We start from the raw sequence: 20,218 nt of genomic DNA, 5'->3' as shown, positions 1-20,218 counted from the left end.
CCGGCTCCTGATATGGGAGATGGATTGTCCACCATATGGGACGGGCGCAGTGGGTGGAACGCCATGGGTGGCCCCAGGCCGTTCAGACACCCATGACGTGCCGGCCGCGCCCACGTATAAGCCCGACGAGCAGGCCCGCAGCCACTCAGAAGACCTCCATGGGGGCGGGGGCGCGGTGCCAGGGGAAGGCCGCGGTCAGGGCGGTGAGCGTGTCCGGGTGCAGCTCGCGGACCCGGCCGGCGGCGGCCAGCGCGGCCGGGGTGACGCCGCCCAGATATAGCTCACCGAGCGCACGGACGTCGCAGGCCAGCCCGGCCGGCGCGGTGGTGGCCGTGCATTCCGCGCCGGCCGGCCCGCCGACCAGCCGCCACCGCCCGCTGTTCTCCGGCAGCAGTTCGTCGGTGACCTCGATCACCACGTCGACGTCGGCGGCGTAGCGGCGGGCGGCGAGCGCGGCCGGCACGTCCACCACCCGCACCCAGAGCGCGTCGGCGAGTTGCGGGGCGAGCTGCCGGGGCTCGTCCACCAGGCGCAGCAGCGGCTCGTCCACGGCGGCGGTCGGGAAGGACAACCGCCGGGTCAGGTCGACCGAGAGCAGCAGCCGCCACAGCGCCAGGGACGCCTCCGGGGTGACCGCCACCACCTCGTCGACCCGCACCTCGCCCCGGGGGACGTCGCCGCTCCACCCTTCCTTCGTCCGGTAGAGCGCGTACCCGTCGAGCCCGTCCGGGCCGTCGTGCAACAGCACCCGGCGCTCGGTGGCACCGTCCCGCCGGCTCTTCACGTCCGCCAGGACGTACGCCCACCAGCGTTCGTCCCGGCGGGACCAGCCGGGGCGGTCGGCGCGTGCCCGCTCGTACAGCCGGGCCAGCTCGTGCCGGTGCGTGGCCGGTCGGTCCAGGCGAAGCGTGCCCTCGGCGGGCGTCGGGGCGGGCAGCCGCAGCCCGGTGGTGTCGGCGGTCAGCATCAGTCGCTGCGCCGCCGAGCCGTAGCCGAAGCGGGGGTAGATGCGGCCCTCGCTGGCCCAGAGCACCGCGAGCGGCTCGCGGCCGGCGTCGCGGATGTCGCGTAGCTGCCGCCGCATCAGCCCGGTGAGCAGGCCGCGCCGGCGGTGCGTGGGCGCGACCGCGACCATTGAGACGTGCGCGGCCGGCGCGGTCGACCCGGGCACGGTCAGGTCGCGGCCGAACGCGGCGGCGTGCGCGACCGGGGCCCCGCCGTCGCGGACCAGCAGCGAGCGTTCCGGCTCGAAGATCGGGCGTTCGACCTCCTGCACCTCCGGGTCGATCTCGCCGTGGAAGGCCAGGGCCAGCAGCGCGGCGATCTCGTCGAAGTCCTCGGCCCGGGGCACCACCGCGTCGGTCATCGCACGTGTCTACCCCACCACCGTGGGGGTCGGCACCCTATTTGCGGGGTGGCTACCCTCGGAACCGAGGCCGACGTCGGTCGAGGGGGAGGACGGAAGATGGCGGACCAGACACAACCGTGGGCGGAACGCACCGTGGAGGTGCCGCCCCAGCCGGACGTGGCACCCGGGCAGCGGGACGCGTTCCAGCGCGGGGTGGCGGCGGTCGGTCAGCCGCGTACGCCCCGAACCGAGCCCTTCCCCACGGTGGAGCACGGCGACTGGGCCGGTGAGTCGGCGCCGCGCCGGTCGATGAGCTGGCACCTCGCGCAGGCCCGTCGGGGCGGGGAGTGGAGTGCCGCCGGCGCTTTGTTCGCGTTCGTCTGCTGGGGCATCTGGGCGATCTCCGGCCGGGGGAATCTGATCGCGCCGCTGCTCACGTTCGTGCTGAGCCTGCTCACCGCGGTCGGGGTGTTCGCGCTGGTGCGGCTGCTCGGCCGGCTGATCCTGGAACGGCAACTCGGCCGGGTGCGCCGCAGCGCCCGCGGCGCGCACATGATCACCGCGTTGTTCCTGGCCGGCGTCGGCGTGGCCTATCTTCAGCAGACCGAGTGGGTGGTCTCGGCCTGGAACTGGGTCACCGGCAACTGAGCCGCGTGGCGGCGGGCGGGTCGGCGTGGTGCCGCCCGCCCGCGCGCCCGGTCGCGGTACGCCGCGACGCCGGCCGTCACTCCACCAGGACGGCGCTGGCATTACCCGGCCCGGCCCGGTTCATCCGTCGCCCGTCGGGGTGAGCGGCGCTCCGCGAACTCACGGGCGGCGTCGCCCACTCCCGCTCAAGCTCACATTCGGTCACCGCCGGGTCGGTCACCCGGCGAACCGGTACAGCCGGAACTCCTTCTCCGCGCCGCACACCAGCATCTCGGTGTTCCACGAGCAGGACTCGCTGCGGATCTGCGTCACCTTCCCCATCTCGTACGGCTTGCCGTCCACCGCGAGCCCGGCCAGGACGCGGTCGTCCTCGTAGCCGCTCGGTTCCTTGTCGAACAGCAGCAGGTTGCCGGCGTCCAGCCGGACCGCCACGCCGTCGCGGTCGCTCAACCTGACCGTGCCGTCCGGCGTGAACAGCGTCACCGCGTCCCGTGGGGTGTCCCGTTCGGCGAGCAGGTGGTCGCCGAGCGGGACCAGCCGCCGCGTCCGTGGCGCCGGCCAGTGCCGACTGTCCTCGCCCTCGGTGGCCACCACCACCCGGGCGTCGTCCGCGCCGGCGCTCGGCACCTCCAGCAGGCAGGCACGGTGCTCGCCGCAGCTGACAAGCGCCTGCGCCCGGCTGCCGGCCTCGGTCGCCTCGTACAGCACGTCGGGCACGCCGAGCGCGCCGAGATCGTAGGACACGAGCCGCAGGCTCCGGCCGCTCTCCGCCACGTACAACCGGTCGTCGCGGGCGGCCACCGGGTCGTCGAGGTCGGCCACGTTGCCCCGGCTGCGCAGGATCTTCCCGTCCGTCATGGCGAGCACCCGCACCGAGCGGTCCGCGCCGACCTGCACCAGCCGGTCCGCGCTGCCGGACCAGGGCGCGCGCGGCGAGCCGTCCGCGTATGCCGCGCCGTCGAGCGCCGCGCCGGTGCCGACCGGCACCACCACGGTGCGCGTGTCGCCGTACTCGCTGCGTGGGTTGTCCCGCGTCCACCGCGGCCGGCCGTCGTCCAGCCGCAGCCCGACCAGCCGGTTGCCGGCGCGGTCCACCCAGACCAGCGTGTCGGCCCCGGGCAGGATTTCGTCGTCGCCGTGGATGTCGACGGCCCACCGCTGCGCACCGCTGCCGCCGTCGAGCACCAGCAGGGGCCGGGGCGTGCTGGAACCGGAGGCGTCGGCGACGACGGCGACCCCGTCGGGCAGCGCCCGGATCCCGGCCCACCGGTCGGCGCTCGCCGGGGTCGGCTTCTCCCAGATCTTCCGACCGGTGGCCGGGTCCACGGCGACCACGTTCAGCCGGTCGTCCGGCAGCGACCAGGCCAGGTAGGCGCGGTCGGCAAGCATCGCGGTGAACATCCCGTCCGGCCGCTCGTCACCCGCGGCGATGCTCCCGACCAGCTCCGGCGAGTGGAAGTCGAGCGCCGGGTGCCGGTCCCGGAACACCCAGAGCAGCGTCGCGGCGACCAGGCCGACCACGGTCAGGCCGGCGCCCAGCGCGATCCAGCGACCGCGCCGGCTGCGTCCCGGTCGGCCACCGCCGGCCGGCGGCGCGCCAGCCGGCGATCCGGGCCCGCCGGGACCGGCCGGCGAGGAGGGCCAAGGGGGTACGCCGGGCGCGGCGTACGCCGACGCGTCGGAACCGGGCGGCGGGGGAGCAGGGTACGCGTGCCCTCGCGCGTATGCGGCTGGGATGGGTGCGGGTGGTGCGGAGGTCGGGGCGTACCCGGGCGGGGTGGGGCCGGGTGGTGCGGAGGTCGGGGCGTACCCGGGCGGGGTGGGACGGGCCGGGTCGGCGACGAGCGTGCCGTGCGGGCCGCCGGGCGCGGTGGTCGCCGCGTCGGCGGCCGCGCCGTGCGGGCCGAACGCCGCGGCCCGGTCCTCCCGGGTCGGGCCGGGCGTCGCGTGGGCCACTGTCGTCTCCGGTCCCCGCGTGCCGGCCGGGTCGGCCGGGTCGGCGTGCGCCGGCGGCCCCTCGGGTTCCGCCGGCGGGCGCACGGGTTGCGCCGGCGCGGCGGGCCGACCGGCCCGGCGGGGCAGCGGCAGGTCGGTGAGCGCCCCCTCGGCGACCGGCAGTTCCGGCTGTTCCAGCACGGTCGGCGCGATGCCCAGCTCGGCGTGGAGCAGCCGGGCCACGAGCGGCACCCGGGTCGACCCGCCGACCAGGAAGAGGCCGGAGAGCTGTTCCGGGCGCAGACCGGCGGCGGCGGTCACGTTCCGGGTCTCGGCGACGGCGCGTGCGAGCAGCGGCGCGGCGAGGCGCTCGAAGTCCGCCCGGGTCAGCGGGAACGCCGCCTCGACCCCCGGTACGGCCACCGGCGCGACCGTGGCCCGGGAGAGCATCTCCTTCGCGCCGCGCACGTTGTCCCAGAGCTGCTGCCGGTCCCGCCGGTCGGCGGTGGCCGCCGGCTCGGCCAACCGGGCCCACTGGCGGGGATGGGCCGGCCGCACCAGCTCGCCGAGCCGCCCGAGCAGGGCCGCGTCCAGGTCGAGCCCGCCGAGGTCGGCGAGCCCGCCGGTGGCGACGAGGTGGAAGCCGGAGTCGCCCCACGGGTCGGCGCCCTCGTTGCGGAGCACCGCGACGTCGAGCGTGCCGCCGCCGAAGTCGAACACCGCCACCGCGCCGCCCACCGGCACCGGCCGGCGCAGCACCTGGGTGTAGTAGCGGGCCGCCGCCACCGGCTCGCGCAGCAGGCGGGTGCCGGGCGTGATCGGACCGGCGAGCGTGTGCTCGGCCGCCGCCGGCCAGCCGGCGAGTTCCAGCGCGTCGTGCAGGACCTGGCGCCGGGGCGGGTCCCAGGCCGCCGGGTGGGTCACCACCGCCGGGGGCAGCAGGCCGACCGACGCCACCGCCGCGTCCGCGACCGCCCGCAGCGCCGCGGCCAGCAGCTCCGCCGGTCGGTACGCCCGCCCGGCCAGCTCGACCGTCGGCTCGTCGATCCGGCGCTTCGGGTTCGGCTCGTAACCGACCGGGTCGGCCTGGGCCAGCCGTTGGGCGTCCCGCCCGACGTGCAGGTGGCCGTCGGCGTCGGCGTACACCCCGGACGGCAGGATCGGCTGCCCGTCCACGAGCACCGGGCGGGTGGTCCCGTCCGGTCGGCGTAGCACCGCCACCGTGTTCGAGGTGCCGAGGTCCACGCCCAGGGCGAAACCGTCCCGCTGGCCTGACATCCTTGCTACCTCCACCCGACGGGGGCTTGTCCGGTCCCGCATCGTACGCAGCCCGCGCCGCCGCGCTCCCCGGCCCGCGTCCCGGGCGGAAATCAGCGGTCGGGTCGTCGGAGTCGAAGCCGGTGGTCACGGCTGTCGTGTTGCCGACCCGGGCACCGCACCGACCGACCCAGCTGTGGCTGTTTGCGCCGTTATGCGCGTCCTCGGCGGCGTTCCGGGACTGGGCCGGGCCGATACCCTTTCCGTCTATACGTGGGCCACCCAGACACGGAGGTAGTTCGTGGACGACGGCACCGTCCTGATGGATGAGTACGGCGTTTCCCTGTCGACCGCGATCGGGCTGCTCCGCGCCGAGCTCACGGAGGCCCTGGCCGACGGCGCCGACTCCCAGATCCGGTTCGCTGTCGACTCGATCGAGCTTGAGCTGGAGTTGGTGGTCGACGCCGCCCGCGACGCTTCCGGCAAGCTGACGCTGTGGCGTGTGCTGTCGGCCGGCGGTGGGCGCAAGCACACGAACACGGCCACCCATCGGATGACCCTCACCCTCAAGCCGAGGGACACCCTGCTACCGGCATCGGGGGAGACCCTCATCGGCGACGACAGCTGAGCCGACCGGGGGGACATCGGGGATGCAGTCGGTCGCCTCGCACATCGCTCGCCTGGCCCTGGTGCAAGGGGCGCGGCGTGGCTCCGGACATGTGGTCGGCCGCAACCTGATCCTCACCGCCGGCCACGTGGTCGGCCCGCTGGGCGCGACCTGCCGCGTCCGCGTGCACGGGGACGCCGAACGCGACGGCGCCGTGGTGTGGCGGGCGGACCACCTGCACCTGGACGCCGCGCTGGTCCAGGTGCCGCAGGCCGGCTGGCCCGAGTCCACCCCCGACATCCGGTACGGCGAACTCGCCGGCCCGCAGCCCGTCGAATGCCTCACGGTCGGCTACCCGTTGGCGAGCGTGGACGCCGACGGACGGAGCGGGGTCGAGGAACACGCGTGGCTGGTGGCGCCCGGGACCGGCGTCGAGCGGGACCGCTATGCGCTCAACAGCGTTCTCACTCCGCCGCACGAGCGGGTGGCCACGTCAGGTGGACCGCGCTCGGGCTGGGCGGGCCAGTCCGGTGCCGCCCTGCTCAGCGGCGACGGCCGCGTCGTGCTCGGGGTGGTGGTCGCCGACCCGAACAGCTTCGGGCCGGGACGCCTGGAGGCGGTGCGGGTCAGCTCGCTGATGAGGGACGGGGTGTTCGGCAACTGGGTCGGGGTCGCCCCGGACGACGTCGTCCGCCTCACCGCGAAGGGCCAGGCCGACGAGCCGCAACTACCGCCGGGCATCGTTCCGCACGCGGACGAGGTGGCCGGCCTGGACGGGCTGTTGCGCAACCTGCAGGAGGAGTGTCTGCCCTTCGTGCCGCCGATGGACGCCACGGCGCCCACGCATCCCGACCGCCTGCTCGAGCGGCTGAACGAGTCGGCCGGACGGTCGGGCGTGCTCCTGGTCGGCGCCGCCGGGGCCGGGAAGACGCGCACCTGCTTCGAGGTCGGCATGCGGGCGGAGAAGGACGGGTGGACCGTCCTGCACGTGAAGTCCGGTGAGCCGCTGGTCACCAACGCGGATGTGGCGGAAGCGCTGCAGTCCGTGGGCAGCGAACGGACTCTGGTGATCCTCGACTACCTCAACGAGTGCCGGGGCCTCGACCTGCCCGGCCTCCGTCAGCAGGTGCTGCCGGAGGCCAGGCGCCACGGCACCCGCGCGGCGTTGCTGGCGTCCGCGCGGCCCGGTTGGCAACTTCAGACGGCAGCCGAGCTCACTCCGCTGTTCGACCTCGTCCGCCTGGCTCCGGACGACCAGCAGGCGGCCAGGATCCGCCAGCAGGTGGTGACCTCGCTGTCCCCGACCGCGCTGGCCATGCTGGGCGAGGAACGCCTGCTGGAGCTCTGCGGCAGCCGGCCGATCATCGCCATGCTCGTCGCCCTTGAGGCGGAGACGCGCGCGAAGGCGGGGACGCTCAACCGCGCGCTCCCGAGCGTCCGTCCCGGGGAACTCGTCGACTGGCTGAACCGGCGCCTGCGCGAGGACGGCCTGCTCCCGCAGGCGGTGAGCCTGATCAGCGACCCCGAGCCGAGCGTGGAACTCCAGACGTGTGTCGCCATGGCGGTCGCCGCCCCGCAGGAGCGGACGAGCCTGATCGCCTGCGGGGGCCGCGTCGCGGGCGGCGACACCGAGCGGGCGGAACACCTGCTCGGGATCCTGCTCACGATGGGCTGGCTGGTGCCCAGCTTCGGCGAGTACACGACCGTGCACGACATCGTCACGGACCAGCTGACGGAGAGCACCTTCCATCGGCCCGGCAGCGGGACGGTGCGCTCCGCGGTCGCCGACCGGATCCTGGCCGCCTCGCTGACCCGAGGTCGGACGATCGGGAGGTACGCCACGAACCTGGGCCGCCTGATGCGCGACCTCACCCTGGAGCAGCGGTCCGGCCCGTTGCAGGAACACTGCCGACACTGGCTGGAGGGTCACGAGCGGGAGGTGGGTGGTCTGCTCGCCGAGCAGCAGGACGAGGGGGCGTACGCGCTCGGCGCGGTGATGGACAACCCCTCGTGGTCGCCCGTCGCGTTCGGCAGGTGGGACACCGTCGTAGCGCCGTGGCTGGCGGTACACGCCCGCACGTTCTCCGCCCGCCACCTGCTCTACAAGGGCCTGCGGGCCTCGGTCTCCGACGATCGGTTGGTGCGCGAGTCGATCGAGTGGCTCGCGGTCCACCATCGGGCGGAAGCCACCTTCGTCCTGCGTCCCCTGTTGCAGCGGGAGCTCTCCGACGAGCAGGCCGCAGTGGTCGTACGGCGGGCCCTGGCGTGGCTCGACGACCACGCCACCACGCTCAACGCGCAGTTCGTGCTCCAGCCGCTGCTGGACCGCGAGTTGTCCGACGAGCAGGCCGCCAAAGTCGTCCGGCACGCCCTGGCGTGGCTCGACGACCACGCCGCCACCTTCAACGCGCGGTTCGTGCTCCAGTCGCTGCTGAGCCGTGAGTTGTCCGGCGGGCAGGCGGACGTCGCCGTCCGGCACGCCCTGGCGTGGCTCGATGATCACCTGGCCGCTCTCGACGCCGGCTTCGTGCTGTGCCCGCTGCTGGGTCGTGAGTTGTCCGGCGGGCAGGCGAGCGTCGCCGTCCGGCACGCCCTGGCGTGGCTCGATGATCACGCGGCCACCTTCAGCGCGCGGTTCGTGCTGCGCTCGCTGCTGGATCGTGACTTGTCCGGCGAGCAGACCAGCGGCGTCGTCCGGAACGCCGTGGCCTGGCTCGATGACCACGCGATGACTCTCGACGCGCAGTACGTGCTGCGTTCGCTGCTGGAGCGCGAGTTGTCCGACGAGCAGGCCACCAAGGTCGTCCGGCATGCTCTGGCGTGGCTCACCGACTACGCCGACATCGCCGACGCCGGTTTCGTGTTGCGTCCGTTGCTGCAACGTGAGCTGTCCGGCGGGCCGGCCACCAGCGTGGTCCGGCAGGCGTTGGTGTGGCTCGACGTCCACGCCGCCACCCTTGAGGGGCAGTTCGTGTTGCGGCCCCTGCTCCAACGCGAGCTTCCCGACGAGCAGGCCGGACCAGCCGTCCGGCACGCCCTGGTGTGGCTCGACGTCCACGCCGCCACCCTCGACGGGCAGTTCGTGTTGCGGCCCCTGCTCCAACGCGAGTTGCCAGACGGGCAGGCCACCAGCATCGTCCGGCACGGCCTGGCGTGGCTCACCGACTACGCGGACATCGTCGACGCCGGTTTCGTGTTGCGTCCGTTGCTGCAACGTGAGCTGCCGGACGGGCAGGCCGCCACGGTCGTCCGGCATGCCCTGGCGTGGCTCGATGATCACTCGGTCGTTCTCGACGCCGGTTTCGTGTTGCGTCCGTTGCTGCAACATGAGCTGCCGGACGGGCCGGCCGCCACGGTCGTCCGGCATGCCCTGGCGTGGCTCGCCGAGCATGCCGCCACCCGCAACGCCGGCTTCGTGTTGCAACCGCTGCTGCACTGTCCCCTGTCCGACGGGCAGGTCAGCGCCGTCGTCCGGCACGCCCTGGCGTGGCTCACCGAGTACGCGGCCACCCTTGACGCGCAGTTCGTCCTGCGCCCGTTGCTGGATCGCGAACTGCCCGCAGAGCAGGCCGCCACCGTGGTCCGGCACGCCCTGGCCTGGCTCACCGGGTACGCCGACACCGTCGACGCCGGCTACGTGCTGCAACCGTTGTTGCAACGTGAGCTGTCCGACGATCAGGTCACCACGGTCGTCGGGTACGCGTTGGCGTGGCTCACCGCGCACGCCGGCATTCTCAACGCCGGCTTCGTCCTGCGACCGTTGCTGCAACGTGAGTTGCCCGGTGAGCAGGCCGCCACCGTGGTCCGGCACGCCCTGGTGTGGCTCACCGCGCACGCCGCCACGTTCAACGCCAGCTTCGTGTTGCAACCGCTGCTACGACACCGGCTGCCCGGTGAGCAGGCCGGCACGGTCGTCCGGCACGCCCTGGCGTGGCTCGCGGGGCACGCCACCGATATCGGCGCGCGGTTCGTGCTGCGCCCCCTGCTGCAACGACCGTCCCGCGGCGAGCAGGCCGCCTCGGTGGTCCGGTACGCGTCGGCGTGGCTGGCCGTGCACGCGGTCACGCCCGGGGCGCGGTTCGTGTTGCAGCCGTTGCTGCAACGGGAGCTGTCGGACGAGCAGGCGGCTTCGGTGGTCCGGTACGCGTCGGCGTGGCTGGCCGTGCACGCGGTCACGCCCGGGGCGCGGTTCGTGTTGCAGCCGTTGCTGCAACGGGAGTCGCCGGACGAGCAGGCGGCTTCGGTCGTTCGGCACGCGTCGGCGTGGCTCGCCGTTCACGCCACCACGTCCGGTGCCGGTTTTGTCTTGCAGCCGCTGCTGCGGCGTGAGCTGTCGGACGAGCAGGCGGCTTCGGTAGTCCGCTACGCGTTGGCGTGGCTGGCCGCGCATGCCGGCACGTCCGGGGCGCGCTTCGTGTTGCAGGCGTTGCTGCAGCGAGAGCTGTCGGATGATCAGGCCGCCTCGGCCGTCGGACATGCCCGGGCGTGGCTCGCCGACCACGCCGCCGCCCCGGCCGCCGGCACGCTGCGCGCCCAGCTGGATCGGATGACCACCTGAGCGGGCGGCCATCGGCACGCGAGATCGCGGAGCGGGCGACGGGAATCGAACCCGCGTAGTCAGTTTGGAAGACTGAAGCTCTACCATTGAGCTACGCCCGCGAGCCCCCCACCGCGGCGGGGCGCATGCGACAGCGTACCCAATCTCCGGCCCCGGCGCGCAGCGCCCACCCGGCCGGCGCCGCCGCCCACGGCGCGGATCCCACGGTGCGCCCCGGTCACCCACGCGGGGGCCCGGACGGCATACACTCTTCGTCGCCACGGGGTGTGGCGCAGCTTGGTAGCGCACTCGCTTTGGGAGCGAGGGGCCGTGGGTTCAAATCCCGCCACCCCGACTGTCGTTCGCGACCGGATCGTCCCGGGAACCACCGGTTTCTCCGTGTGGTGCCCGGGCGCTGCCGACGCCGCAGCCCGACTCGCCTACACTCGATGCGCGCAATCCCGCCCCAGACTTCAACACCCAGATCCGTCAAGGAGTACGCCTGTGAAGAGCACCGTCGAGACTCTGAGCCCGACGCGCGTGCGGCTCGCCATCGAGGTGCCGTTCGTCGAGCTCGAGCCGAGCCTCAAGAAGGCGTACCGGGAGATCGGCCAGCAGGTCCAGGTTCCCGGCTTCCGCCGGGGCAAGGTTCCCAGCGCGGTGATCGACCAGCGGGTGGGCCGGGGGACCGTCCTCAACGAGGCGATCCAGGAGGCCATTCCGCAGAACATCCTCGCCGCGGTCCGGGAGCACGACCTCAAGACGCTCGGCCGTCCCGAGGTCGACATCACCGAGTTCAACGACGGCGACTCGCTCAACTTCACCGCCGAGGTCGACGTCCGCCCGGAGATCACCCTGCCGGACCCGGCCACCATCGAGGTGACCGTCGACGAGCTTGAGATCGCCGACAGCGAGATCGACGAGCAGGTCAGCAGCCTGCGTGAGCGGTTCGCCACGCTGAAGACCGTCGAGCGGGCCGCCCAGGAGGGTGACTTCGTCCAGATCGACCTGAACGCCACGGTCGACGGGGAGGACGTGCCCGGCGGTTCGGCGAGCAACATCTCCCACGAGGTGGGCAGCAAGCAGCTCCTGCCGGGCCTGGACGAGGCGCTCGTCGGCCTGGCCGCCGGCGACAGCACCACCTTCACCACGCAGCTCGTGGGCGGCGACTACGCCGGCCGGGACGCCGAGGTGGCGGTGACCGTCCGCACGGTCAAGGAGAAGGAGCTGCCCGAGCTGGACGACGACTTCGCGCAGATGGCGAGCGAGTTCGACACGATCGAGGAGCTCCGCGCCGACCTGCGGGAGCGGGTCACCCGGGGCAAGCAGGTCGAGCAGATCTACGCCGCCCGCGACAAGGCCCTGGAGCAGCTGGTGGCCGCCGCCGACGTGCCGGCGCCGGAGGGCGTCGTCAAGGACGAGGTCGAGAGCCGCAAGGCCGCGATGGTCGACCAGCTCGAGCGCATCGGCGCCTCGCTGGAGGAATACCTCGCCGCGGAGGAGAAGACCGAGGAGCAGATCGACACCGAGCTGACCGAGGCCGCGACCGACGGCGTCAAGATCCAGCTCCTGCTGGACACGCTTGCCGACGCGGAGGACGTGCAGGTCTCCGACGACGAGTTCGGGCACGAGATCGTGCACCGGGCGCAGCGCGCCGGGATGGCCCCGCAGCAGTACTACGACCAGCTCGCCCGCTCCGGCGCCGCGGCGGCCGTCTTCGGTGACGTCCGCCGGGGCAAGGCGCTGGCCGCGGTGATGGAGAAGATCAAGATCAAGGACTCCGCGGGCAACGAGGTCTCCCTCGACGCCCTGCGGGCCCAGAACGAGGCCGAGCACGACCACCAGCACTGATCGTTCCGGTGACGGCCGCCGTCCCGCGCTGCGCGCCGGGCGGCGGCCGAAACCCTTTCCGGGGTACGCCGAACGGGTGACTGCGCTGAGAGCGAACAGTGCCCCGACCGGGAGTGCGCCCGGAGGCCGAGCGGTTAGTGTCGGACAGGACGGTACGGAGAGCGAAGGGCTGCCATGACCGACATGCACATCCCCAAGAAGTCGCTCCGGGCGATCGAGGCCCGCGGTGGCGACTCCATTGGCAACCTCGACGACTCGGTCTACAACCGGTTGCTCAAGGAACGGATCATCTTCCTCGGCAGCGAGGTGAACGACCAGGTGGCCAACCGCATCTGCGCGCAGCTCCTGCTGCTCGCCGCGGAGGACCCGGACCGCGACATCTTCCTCTGGATCAACTCGCCGGGCGGCTCGGTCTACTCCGGCATGGCGATCTACGACACCATGCAATACATCGACAACGACGTGTCCACCGTGGCGATGGGCATGGCCGCCTCCATGGGCCAGCTGCTGCTGTGCGCGGGCACCAAGGGCAAGCGTTACGCCCTGCCGCACGCGCGGATCATGATGCACCAGCCCTCGGGTGGGCTCGGCGGCACCGCGTCGGACATCGCGATCCAGGCCGAGCAGATGCTCTACACCAAGCGGATGTTCCAGGAGCGGGTCGCGCACCACACCGGCCAGAGCCAGGCCCAGATCGAGGCGGACTCGGACCGTGACCGCTGGTTCACCGCCCAGGAGGCCATGGACTACGGCTTCATCGACAAGGTGATCATCGGGGCCGCGCAGGTTCCGGATGGCGCCGGGACCCTGAGCTGATCGAGGAGCTGACGATGACCGACCTGAGCCTGCCGCCCCAGTTCGCGGCCGTGCACAACCGTTACGTCCTGCCGTCGTTCGTCGAGCGCACGTCGTACGGGATGAAGGAGTCGAATCCCTACAACAAGCTCTTCGAGGACCGGATCATCTTCCTCGGGGTCCAGGTGGACGACGCGTCGGCGAACGACGTGATGGCCCAGCTGCTGACGCTTGAGGGCACCGACCCGGACCGCGACATCATCATGTACATCAACTCGCCGGGCGGCTCCTTCACCGCCATGACGGCGATCTACGACACGATGCAGTACGTCCGGCCGGACATCCAGACCGTCTGCCTCGGGCAGGCGGCCAGCGCGGCGGCGGTGCTCCTCGCCGCCGGCACCCCGGGCAAGCGGATGGCGCTGCCCAACTCCCGGATCATCATCCACCAGCCGGCCACCGAGGGCGGCTACGGCCAGGGCTCGGACATCGAGATCCAGGCCCGGGAGATCCTGCGGATGCGGACGCAGTTGGAGGACATGCTGTCCCGACACTGCAACCGGCCGATCGAGCAGGTCCGTAAGGACATCGACCGTGACAAGATCATGACGGCCGAGGAGTCGAAGGACTACGGGCTGGTCGACACCATCCTGACCAGCCGTAAGAAGGGCCTGCTGGCGACTCACGCCGCGGGCTGAGCACTTGTGGTTCGGAGGTCGGCCGGGGCATCGATCCCGGCCGGCCTCTGACACACCCGTTTTGGGGGTCGGAGAAAACCCGGCCACCGGGTAACGTCGGGTCTGTACCGCTCCGGGGTCGGATCGGTGGATCCGGCAGCATGGTGACACGACAGGACGGACGAGCGCCGAGGCGCTCGCAGGTCAGGGCCGGCGCTTCGGCCGATGAGTGCAGGGAGAACGTAGGTGGCACGGATCGGTGACGGCGGCGACCTACTGAAGTGCTCCTTCTGTGGCAAGTCACAGAAGCAGGTCAAGAAGCTCATCGCGGGCCCCGGGGTCTACATCTGCGACGAGTGCATCGATCTCTGCAACGAGATCATCGAGGAGGAGCTGGCCGAGTCCGGCGAGGTGAAGTGGGAAGAGCTTCCCAAGCCGATGGAGATCTGCCAGTTCCTCGACAACTACGTCGTCGGTCAGGAGCAGGCCAAGAAGGCGCTCGCCGTCGCGGTCTACAACCACTACAAGCGGATCCAGGCCGAGGCGGCCGGCGCCCCCGGCTCCGGCAGCGACGGCGTGGAGCTGGCCAAGTCCAACATCCTGCTGCTCGGCCCCACCGGCTGCGGCAAGACCCACCTGGCGCAGACCCTGGCCCGGATGCTCAACGTCCCGTTCGCGATCGCCGACGCCACCGCGCTCACCGAGGCGGGCTACGTCGGCGAGGACGTGGAGAACATCCTCCTCAAGCTCATCCAGGCCGCGGACTACGACATCAAGCGCGCCGAGACCGGCATCATCTACATCGACGAGGTCGACAAGATCGCCCGCAAGTCGGAGAACCCGTCGATCACCCGGGACGTCTCCGGCGAGGGTGTGCAGCAGGCGCTGCTCAAGATGCTTGAGGGCACGGTCGCCAATGTGCCGCCGCAGGGCGGCCGGAAGCACCCGCACCAGGAGTTCATCCAGATCGACACCACGAACGTGCTGTTCATCTGCGGTGGCGCGTTCGCCGGCCTCGACCAGATCATCGAGGCCCGCACCGGCTCCGGCGGCACCGGCTTCGGCGCCCGGCTCCGGTCGGTGTCGGAGCGGTCCACCGACGACATCTTCAGCCAGGTCATGCCGGAAGACATGTTGAAGTTCGGGTTGATCCCCGAGTTCATCGGCCGACTCCCGGTGATCACCAACGTGCGCAGCCTCGACCGCGGTGCCCTGGTCCAGATCCTCACCGAGCCGCGCAACGCGTTGGTCCGGCAATACCAGCGCCTGTTCGAGCTCGACGGCGTCGAGCTGGAGTTCGAGCAGCCGGCGTTGGAAGCCATCGCCGACCAGGCCATGCTCCGCGGCACCGGCGCCCGCGGCCTGCGGGCCATCATGGAAGAGGTGCTCCTCTCCGTGATGTACGAGGTGCCGAGCAACCCCGACGCCGCCCGGGTGCTGATCACCCGCGAGGCCGTCCTGGAGAACGTCAACCCGACGATCGTGCCGCGCGAGTTCACCGGCCGGCGCCGCCGGGACCGCGAGGAGAAGTCGGCCTGATCGTCGTCGCGACCGCGCCCGGGTCAGCTCGGGCGCGGTCCGCGTGACCGGGTTCGGCGGTCCCACTCGCCCGACGGGGTGACCACCACCATCATCAGGCGCACCGGCTCGTCGCCGGCCGTGCGGTAACCGTGTTCCCGGTCGGCGTGGAACCCGACCGTCTCGCCGGCGCCGACCTGATGGTCGACGCCGTCGACGGTGACCGTGACGGCGCCGTTCAGCACGTGCAGGACCTCCCGGGTGCCGTGTGCGTGGTCGGCGGAGCGCAGCGCCTCCCCGGGGCGCATCCGCCAGTCCCAGAGCTCGACCAGGTCGGGTTCGCCGAGACCGCTGAGCAGACGCGCCGCGCCGCCGTGCTCGCCGCGCCACAGCACCGGCGCCTCGTCCGCCGGGGTGATCCGCACCGGGGCTTCCTCGGCCGGTTCCAGCAGCCGGGCGATGCTGACGCCGAACGCGTCGGCGACGCGGCAGAGGGTGCCGATGCTCGGATTGGTCCGTCCGCCCTCGATCTGCACCAGCATGCCCTTGCTCACTCCGGAGCGGCCGGCCAGTTCCTCGAAGGACCAGCCGCGGGTGGCCCGCAACTCGCGTACCTGTTGGGCGACCGCAGCGGTCACCGCGCCCACCCGCCCGCCGGTGTCGGTCATCATACTGTCCTTCACGGTCACTATTATGGTACGACTGCGGTATGCTTCCCATTGTGCTCGCCGCGGTCTCCGCGATCGCGTTCGGCACGGCCGACTTCTCCGGCGGCAAGGCGTCCCGGCACGCCGACCCGATCGCCGTGACCGTGGTGTCCCAGTTGCTCAGCCTGCCGCTGCTGATCGTCCTGGTGCTCGTCGTACCCGGCTCCCCGGGCAAGGCCGACCTGGCGTGGGGCCTGCTCGCCGGGGTGGCCGGCGCGGCCGGCGTCATGCTGCTCTACCGCGCGCTGGCCACCGGCGTCATGTCGGTCGTGGCCCCGGTCACCGCGATCACCGCCGCGGTGGTGCCGATCGTCGCCGGGCTGGTCTTCGCCGCTTCCCCGGGCGCGGTCGCGCTCGGTGGCGCCGGGCTCGCGGTGGTGGCGATCGCGCTCGTCAGCCTGGGCGAGCGCGGCGGCGCCGGCCGCGTCTCCGGCCGGGTGGTCGGCATCGCCCTCGCCGCGGGTCTGCTCTTCGGCGTCTTCTTCGCCCTGCTCGGCCAGGCCGACGAGCGCGCCGGCATGTGGCCGGTGCTCGCGGTGCGTGTCAGCTCCATCGCGTTCGGCCTCGCGCTCGCCGCCCGCACCGGCGCCCGCCTGCGCCTCGGCCGCCGGGTGCTCGGCTGGGCCGCCGCCGCCGGACTGCTCGACTCCGCGGCGAACGCGCTCTTCCTGGCCGCCGCCGGACGTGGCCACCTCAGCGTGGTGGCGGCCATCGCCTCCCTCTACCCGGCGAGCACCGTCCTGCTCGCGCTCGCCGTCGACCGGGAGCGGCTGCGGCCGGTCCAGCTGGCCGGGCTCGGCTTCGCCGCCGCCGCGCTCGTCCTGGCCAGCGTCTGAACCTGTCCTCCGGCCGCCCGCGCCCGTACCCTCGATCTCATGCGCGTCGCCGTCTGCCAGCTCAACACCCGTGACGACCGGGCGGCGAACCTCGCCGCCGCCGAGGCCCTGCTGATCCGGGCCGCGGCGGCCGGCGCCGACCTCGCCCTCCTGCCCGAGTACGTCGACTACCTCGGCCGTGCCGACCGGATGCCACCGGCCGAACCGGTCGACGGCGAGGTGGGGCGGTTCTTCGCCGAGACCGCCCGCCGGCTCGGCCTCTGGGTGATCGCGGGCTCGTTCCACGAGGCCGGCCCGGACCGGGCCCACACCTGGAACACCTCGCTGGTCTTCGACCGTGAGGGCGCGCTCGCCGCCGCGTACCGGAAGATCCATCTGTACGACGTGGAGATCCCCGGCCGGGTCTCCTACCAGGAGTCAGCCACGGTCGCGCCGGGGGAGAAGCCGGTGGTGGTCGATGTGGAGGGTCTCCGGGTCGGTCTGTCGATCTGTTACGACCTGCGGTTCCCCGAGCTCTACCGGCAGCTCGCCGTCGACGGCGGCGCCGAGCTCCTGGTCGTGCCGGCCGCGTTCATGATGCACACCGGGCGGGACCACTGGGAGGTGCTGCTCCGGGCCCGGGCGATCGAGAACCAGTGTTTCGTAGCAGCGGCCGGTCAGACCGGCGACCATGATCCGGGGCGGACATGCTTCGGGCGGAGCATGGTGGTGGACCCGTGGGGGACGGTGGTGAGCCAGGTCGCCGACGGCCCGGGGCTGGCCGTGGCCGAGGTTGACCTCGATCGGCTCCGGACCATCCGCGCGGAGCTACCCAGCCTTGCCAACCGCCGGCTCTGAGCGGGTCAGGTCCCCAGCAGGACACCCACCACGGTGAGGCCGGTGATCGCCGCCGCGGTGATCAGCAGCGCGGTGGTCATGCGGGAGGGGCCGCGCCGGACGAGGCGGCCCACCGACAGCACCAGCACGGCGAGCACGAAGGCACCGATGACCAACTGCCAGAACGGCAGCAGGAGACCGAGCAGAGTCTCCTCGGCGAGCGCCGGGAGCTGGGACACGTCAGCCATGCCGACCACTCTGGCACGGCGACACCCGGCGCGGACTCTCCCGACGGGTTCCTTTGCGTGGACGACAACGCGTCATTCAAATGACGATCATTGATTTGCCTTCCCGGGCCGGTCCGCGTAACTTTCTCTCTGCACGCGGGACGCCGGGTCAAACCGGCTGAGAACGGGCACCAGGTTGGTGGCGGTCACGCCGAGCCAGACTGAGGATTCGGGCGGTGCAGGAAGACTCCGGAGACACGGAGTTGCGAATGCGAAGCCGACCGGGTAGAGTGCATAAGCCGGCAGGGAGCCGGGCGGGTTGCTGCGAAAGCGGCGCCGGCCGGTCCGGCGCAAACCACGACAGCCACGACCACCGGAAACGGTGAGCGTCAGCGTGGGTCGACTCGAACCAAAGTGATCGCCTCAAACGCGAGGTTGACACCAAAATTCGAGTCGGGTAAGTTCGAGAGGTTGCCCCAAACGGGGGTCCTACGGTGTAGGACTTCTGGTTGGTGTGTGGTTGTTCTTTGAGAACTCAACAGGGTGCTTGATAAGCCAGTGCCAATTGTTTTATACCCCGGACTGGTCGGGCCTTTGTGGTCTGTCTGGTTGGGATTCCTTTGGCAACATTTTGTTGTCAGGACATTGTGTCCAACGAAGGTTTTTGTTGGAGAGTTTGATCCTGGCTCAGGACGAACGCTGGCGGCGTGCTTAACACATGCAAGTCGAGCGGAAAGGCCCTTCGGGGTACTCGAGCGGCGAACGGGTGAGTAACACGTGAGCAACCTGCCCTAGGCTTTGGGATAACCCCGGGAAACCGGGGCTAATACCGGATATGACTTGGCCTCGCATGAGGTTGGGTGGAAAGTTTTTCGGCCTGGGATGGGCTCGCGGCCTATCAGCTTGTTGGTGGGGTGATGGCCTACCAAGGCGACGACGGGTAGCCGGCCTGAGAGGGCGACCGGCCACACTGGGACTGAGACACGGCCCAGACTCCTACGGGAGGCAGCAGTGGGGAATATTGCACAATGGGCGGAAGCCTGATGCAGCGACGCCGCGTGAGGGATGACGGCCTTCGGGTTGTAAACCTCTTTCAGCAGGGACGAAGCGGAAGTGACGGTACCTGCAGAAGAAGCGCCGGCCAACTACGTGCCAGCAGCCGCGGTAAGACGTAGGGCGCGAGCGTTGTCCGGATTTATTGGGCGTAAAGAGCTCGTAGGCGGCTTGTCGCGTCGACCGTGAAAACCTGGGGCTCAACCCCAGGCCTGCGGTCGATACGGGCAGGCTAGAGTTCGGTAGGGGAGACTGGAATTCCTGGTGTAGCGGTGAAATGCGCAGATATCAGGAGGAACACCGGTGGCGAAGGCGGGTCTCTGGGCCGATACTGACGCTGAGGAGCGAAAGCGTGGGGAGCGAACAGGATTAGATACCCTGGTAGTCCACGCTGTAAACGTTGGGCGCTAGGTGTGGGGGGCCTCTCCGGTTCCCTGTGCCGCAGCTAACGCATTAAGCGCCCCGCCTGGGGAGTACGGCCGCAAGGCTAAAACTCAAAGGAATTGACGGGGGCCCGCACAAGCGGCGGAGCATGCGGATTAATTCGATGCAACGCGAAGAACCTTACCTGGGTTTGACATGGCCGCAAAACTTGCAGAGATGTAAGGTCCTTCGGGGGCGGTCACAGGTGGTGCATGGCTGTCGTCAGCTCGTGTCGTGAGATGTTGGGTTAAGTCCCGCAACGAGCGCAACCCTCGTTCGATGTTGCCAGCGCGTTATGGCGGGGACTCATCGAAGACTGCCGGGGTCAACTCGGAGGAAGGTGGGGATGACGTCAAGTCATCATGCCCCTTATGTCCAGGGCTTCACGCATGCTACAATGGCCGGTACAATGGGCTGCGATACCGTGAGGTGGAGCGAATCCCAAAAAGCCGGTCTCAGTTCGGATCGGGGTCTGCAACTCGACCCCGTGAAGTCGGAGTCGCTAGTAATCGCAGATCAGCAACGCTGCGGTGAATACGTTCCCGGGCCTTGTACACACCGCCCGTCACGTCACGAAAGTCGGCAACACCCGAAGCCGGTGGCCCAACCCTTGTGGAGGGAGCCGTCGAAGGTGGGGCTGGCGATTGGGACGAAGTCGTAACAAGGTAGCCGTACCGGAAGGTGCGGCTGGATCACCTCCTTTCTAAGGAGCACCATCCAGCGAAGGCTGGTATGGAGCCCGCGCTGCCCGAATGTGGTGGCGGGGTGCTCGGATGGCGGAGACACTGGCCAGTTTTTCCTCGGCAACGGCCGATTCTTCTCGTACAGCCGGCTTTCGGGTTGGTGGGAGCGAAGATTCTGGTGCGGCTGAGGAGTAGCGCAAAGCACCCTGTTGGGTCCTGAAGGAACAATCCGCAGTGGTTGTTTTTTCGGAGCCGAAGTCCGAGGCGTTGTCTCGGGTTGGCGCCAGGCATGGCCTGGTC

13 protein-coding genes, 2 tRNA genes and 1 rRNA gene are annotated in these 20,218 nt (G+C 71.1%); 11 read left to right on the top strand and 5 right to left on the bottom strand.

Annotated elements, in window-relative coordinates:
* Positions 1–145 precede the first annotated feature (145 nt).
* Positions 146–1,366, bottom strand: a complete 1,221-nt coding sequence (locus O7613_RS19075) for a GNAT family N-acetyltransferase (RefSeq protein ID WP_282289486.1) — start codon at positions 1,364–1,366, stop codon at positions 146–148.
* A 99-nt stretch (positions 1,367–1,465) separates the two neighbouring features.
* Here O7613_RS19075 and O7613_RS19070 point away from each other — a divergent pair, with 99 nt between their 5' ends.
* Positions 1,466–1,996, top strand: a complete 531-nt coding sequence (locus O7613_RS19070) for a hypothetical protein (protein ID WP_281587067.1) — start codon at positions 1,466–1,468, stop codon at positions 1,994–1,996.
* Between the two features lie 216 nt (positions 1,997–2,212).
* Here the strand turns inward: O7613_RS19070 and O7613_RS19065 are convergent, their stop codons facing one another.
* Complete coding sequence (locus tag O7613_RS19065) at positions 2,213–5,209, bottom strand: Hsp70 family protein (protein WP_282289485.1); 2,997 nt, start codon at positions 5,207–5,209, stop codon at positions 2,213–2,215.
* 280 nt (positions 5,210–5,489) lie between these two features.
* Here O7613_RS19065 and O7613_RS19060 point away from each other — a divergent pair, with 280 nt between their 5' ends.
* Together O7613_RS19060 and O7613_RS19055 are read left to right on the top strand one after the other, a co-directional pair.
* Positions 5,490–5,816 (top strand): trypco2 family protein, encoded by a 327-nt coding sequence (locus O7613_RS19060; protein WP_281587069.1) that lies wholly within the window; start codon positions 5,490–5,492, stop codon positions 5,814–5,816.
* Between the two features lie 22 nt (positions 5,817–5,838).
* Positions 5,839–10,353, top strand: a complete 4,515-nt coding sequence (locus tag O7613_RS19055) for a serine protease (RefSeq protein ID WP_282289484.1) — start codon at positions 5,839–5,841, stop codon at positions 10,351–10,353.
* 30 nt (positions 10,354–10,383) lie between these two features.
* Here the strand turns inward: O7613_RS19055 and O7613_RS19050 are convergent.
* A tRNA-Gly gene (locus tag O7613_RS19050) sits at positions 10,384–10,454 on the bottom strand.
* 159 nt (positions 10,455–10,613) lie between these two features.
* On the opposite strand from O7613_RS19050, the gene O7613_RS19045 reads away from it, so the two are divergent.
* The 5 genes from O7613_RS19045 (at position 10,614) to clpX (ending at position 15,194) form a co-directional block, all read left to right on the top strand.
* A tRNA-Pro gene (locus O7613_RS19045) sits at positions 10,614–10,687 on the top strand.
* A 149-nt stretch (positions 10,688–10,836) separates the two neighbouring features.
* A complete protein-coding gene (gene tig, locus O7613_RS19040; protein WP_281587071.1) occupies positions 10,837–12,183 on the top strand; it encodes a trigger factor in 1,347 nt (448 codons plus the stop codon).
* 174 nt (positions 12,184–12,357) lie between these two features.
* Positions 12,358–12,999, top strand: a complete 642-nt coding sequence (locus tag O7613_RS19035) for an ATP-dependent Clp protease proteolytic subunit (protein ID WP_089158260.1) — start codon at positions 12,358–12,360, stop codon at positions 12,997–12,999.
* 14 nt (positions 13,000–13,013) lie between these two features.
* A complete protein-coding gene (locus O7613_RS19030; RefSeq protein WP_281587072.1) occupies positions 13,014–13,676 on the top strand; it encodes an ATP-dependent Clp protease proteolytic subunit in 663 nt (220 codons plus the stop codon).
* Positions 13,677–13,901: 225 nt separating this feature from the next.
* Complete coding sequence (gene clpX, locus O7613_RS19025; protein ID WP_281587073.1) at positions 13,902–15,194, top strand: ATP-dependent Clp protease ATP-binding subunit ClpX; 1,293 nt, start codon at positions 13,902–13,904, stop codon at positions 15,192–15,194.
* A gap of 23 nt (positions 15,195–15,217) precedes the next feature.
* On the opposite strand, the gene O7613_RS19020 is transcribed toward clpX, so the two are convergent.
* Positions 15,218–15,856 carry an XRE family transcriptional regulator gene (locus tag O7613_RS19020; RefSeq protein WP_282289483.1) on the bottom strand — a complete coding sequence of 213 codons (639 nt, stop codon included), beginning with the start codon at positions 15,854–15,856 and terminating at the stop codon, positions 15,218–15,220.
* A 26-nt stretch (positions 15,857–15,882) separates the two neighbouring features.
* Between O7613_RS19020 and O7613_RS19015 the strand changes: the two genes are divergently transcribed.
* Positions 15,883–16,716: an EamA family transporter gene (locus O7613_RS19015; RefSeq protein WP_282289482.1), complete on the top strand. Its 834-nt coding sequence runs from the start codon at positions 15,883–15,885 to the stop codon at positions 16,714–16,716.
* Between the two features lie 39 nt (positions 16,717–16,755).
* On the top strand, positions 16,756–17,553 hold the full coding sequence (locus O7613_RS19010; RefSeq protein WP_281587076.1) for a carbon-nitrogen hydrolase family protein: 798 nt from the start codon (positions 16,756–16,758) through the stop codon (positions 17,551–17,553).
* Between the two features lie 5 nt (positions 17,554–17,558).
* Here O7613_RS19010 and O7613_RS19005 read toward each other — a convergent pair whose 3' ends face one another.
* Entirely contained in the window at positions 17,559–17,780 is a 222-nt protein-coding gene (locus tag O7613_RS19005) for a hypothetical protein (RefSeq protein ID WP_281587077.1), read from the bottom strand.
* 643 nt (positions 17,781–18,423) lie between these two features.
* Here O7613_RS19005 and O7613_RS19000 point away from each other — a divergent pair.
* Positions 18,424–19,938, top strand: a 16S ribosomal RNA gene (locus tag O7613_RS19000).
* Positions 19,939–20,218 lie beyond the last annotated feature (280 nt).

Origin of the sequence: Micromonospora sp. WMMD975 (assembly GCF_029581215.1) — a bacterium.
Taxonomy (GTDB): domain Bacteria; phylum Actinomycetota; class Actinomycetes; order Mycobacteriales; family Micromonosporaceae; genus Micromonospora.
Note: the sequence above shows the minus strand (reverse complement) of the source record. Positions and strands in the feature narration are given on the sequence as shown.

Coding starts and splice junctions, on each gene's coding strand:
- O7613_RS19075 (WP_282289486.1), bottom strand. CDS start 1,366: ATGACCGACGCGGTGGTGCCCCGGGCCGAGGACTTCGACGAGATCGCC.
- O7613_RS19070 (WP_281587067.1), top strand. CDS start 1,466: ATGGCGGACCAGACACAACCGTGGGCGGAACGCACCGTGGAGGTGCCG.
- O7613_RS19065 (WP_282289485.1), bottom strand. CDS start 5,209: ATGTCAGGCCAGCGGGACGGTTTCGCCCTGGGCGTGGACCTCGGCACC.
- O7613_RS19055 (WP_282289484.1), top strand. CDS start 5,839: ATGCAGTCGGTCGCCTCGCACATCGCTCGCCTGGCCCTGGTGCAAGGG.
- O7613_RS19035 (WP_089158260.1), top strand. CDS start 12,358: ATGACCGACATGCACATCCCCAAGAAGTCGCTCCGGGCGATCGAGGCC.
- O7613_RS19030 (WP_281587072.1), top strand. CDS start 13,014: ATGACCGACCTGAGCCTGCCGCCCCAGTTCGCGGCCGTGCACAACCGT.
- O7613_RS19015 (WP_282289482.1), top strand. CDS start 15,883: ATGCTTCCCATTGTGCTCGCCGCGGTCTCCGCGATCGCGTTCGGCACG.
- O7613_RS19010 (WP_281587076.1), top strand. CDS start 16,756: ATGCGCGTCGCCGTCTGCCAGCTCAACACCCGTGACGACCGGGCGGCG.
- O7613_RS19005 (WP_281587077.1), bottom strand. CDS start 17,780: ATGGCTGACGTGTCCCAGCTCCCGGCGCTCGCCGAGGAGACTCTGCTC.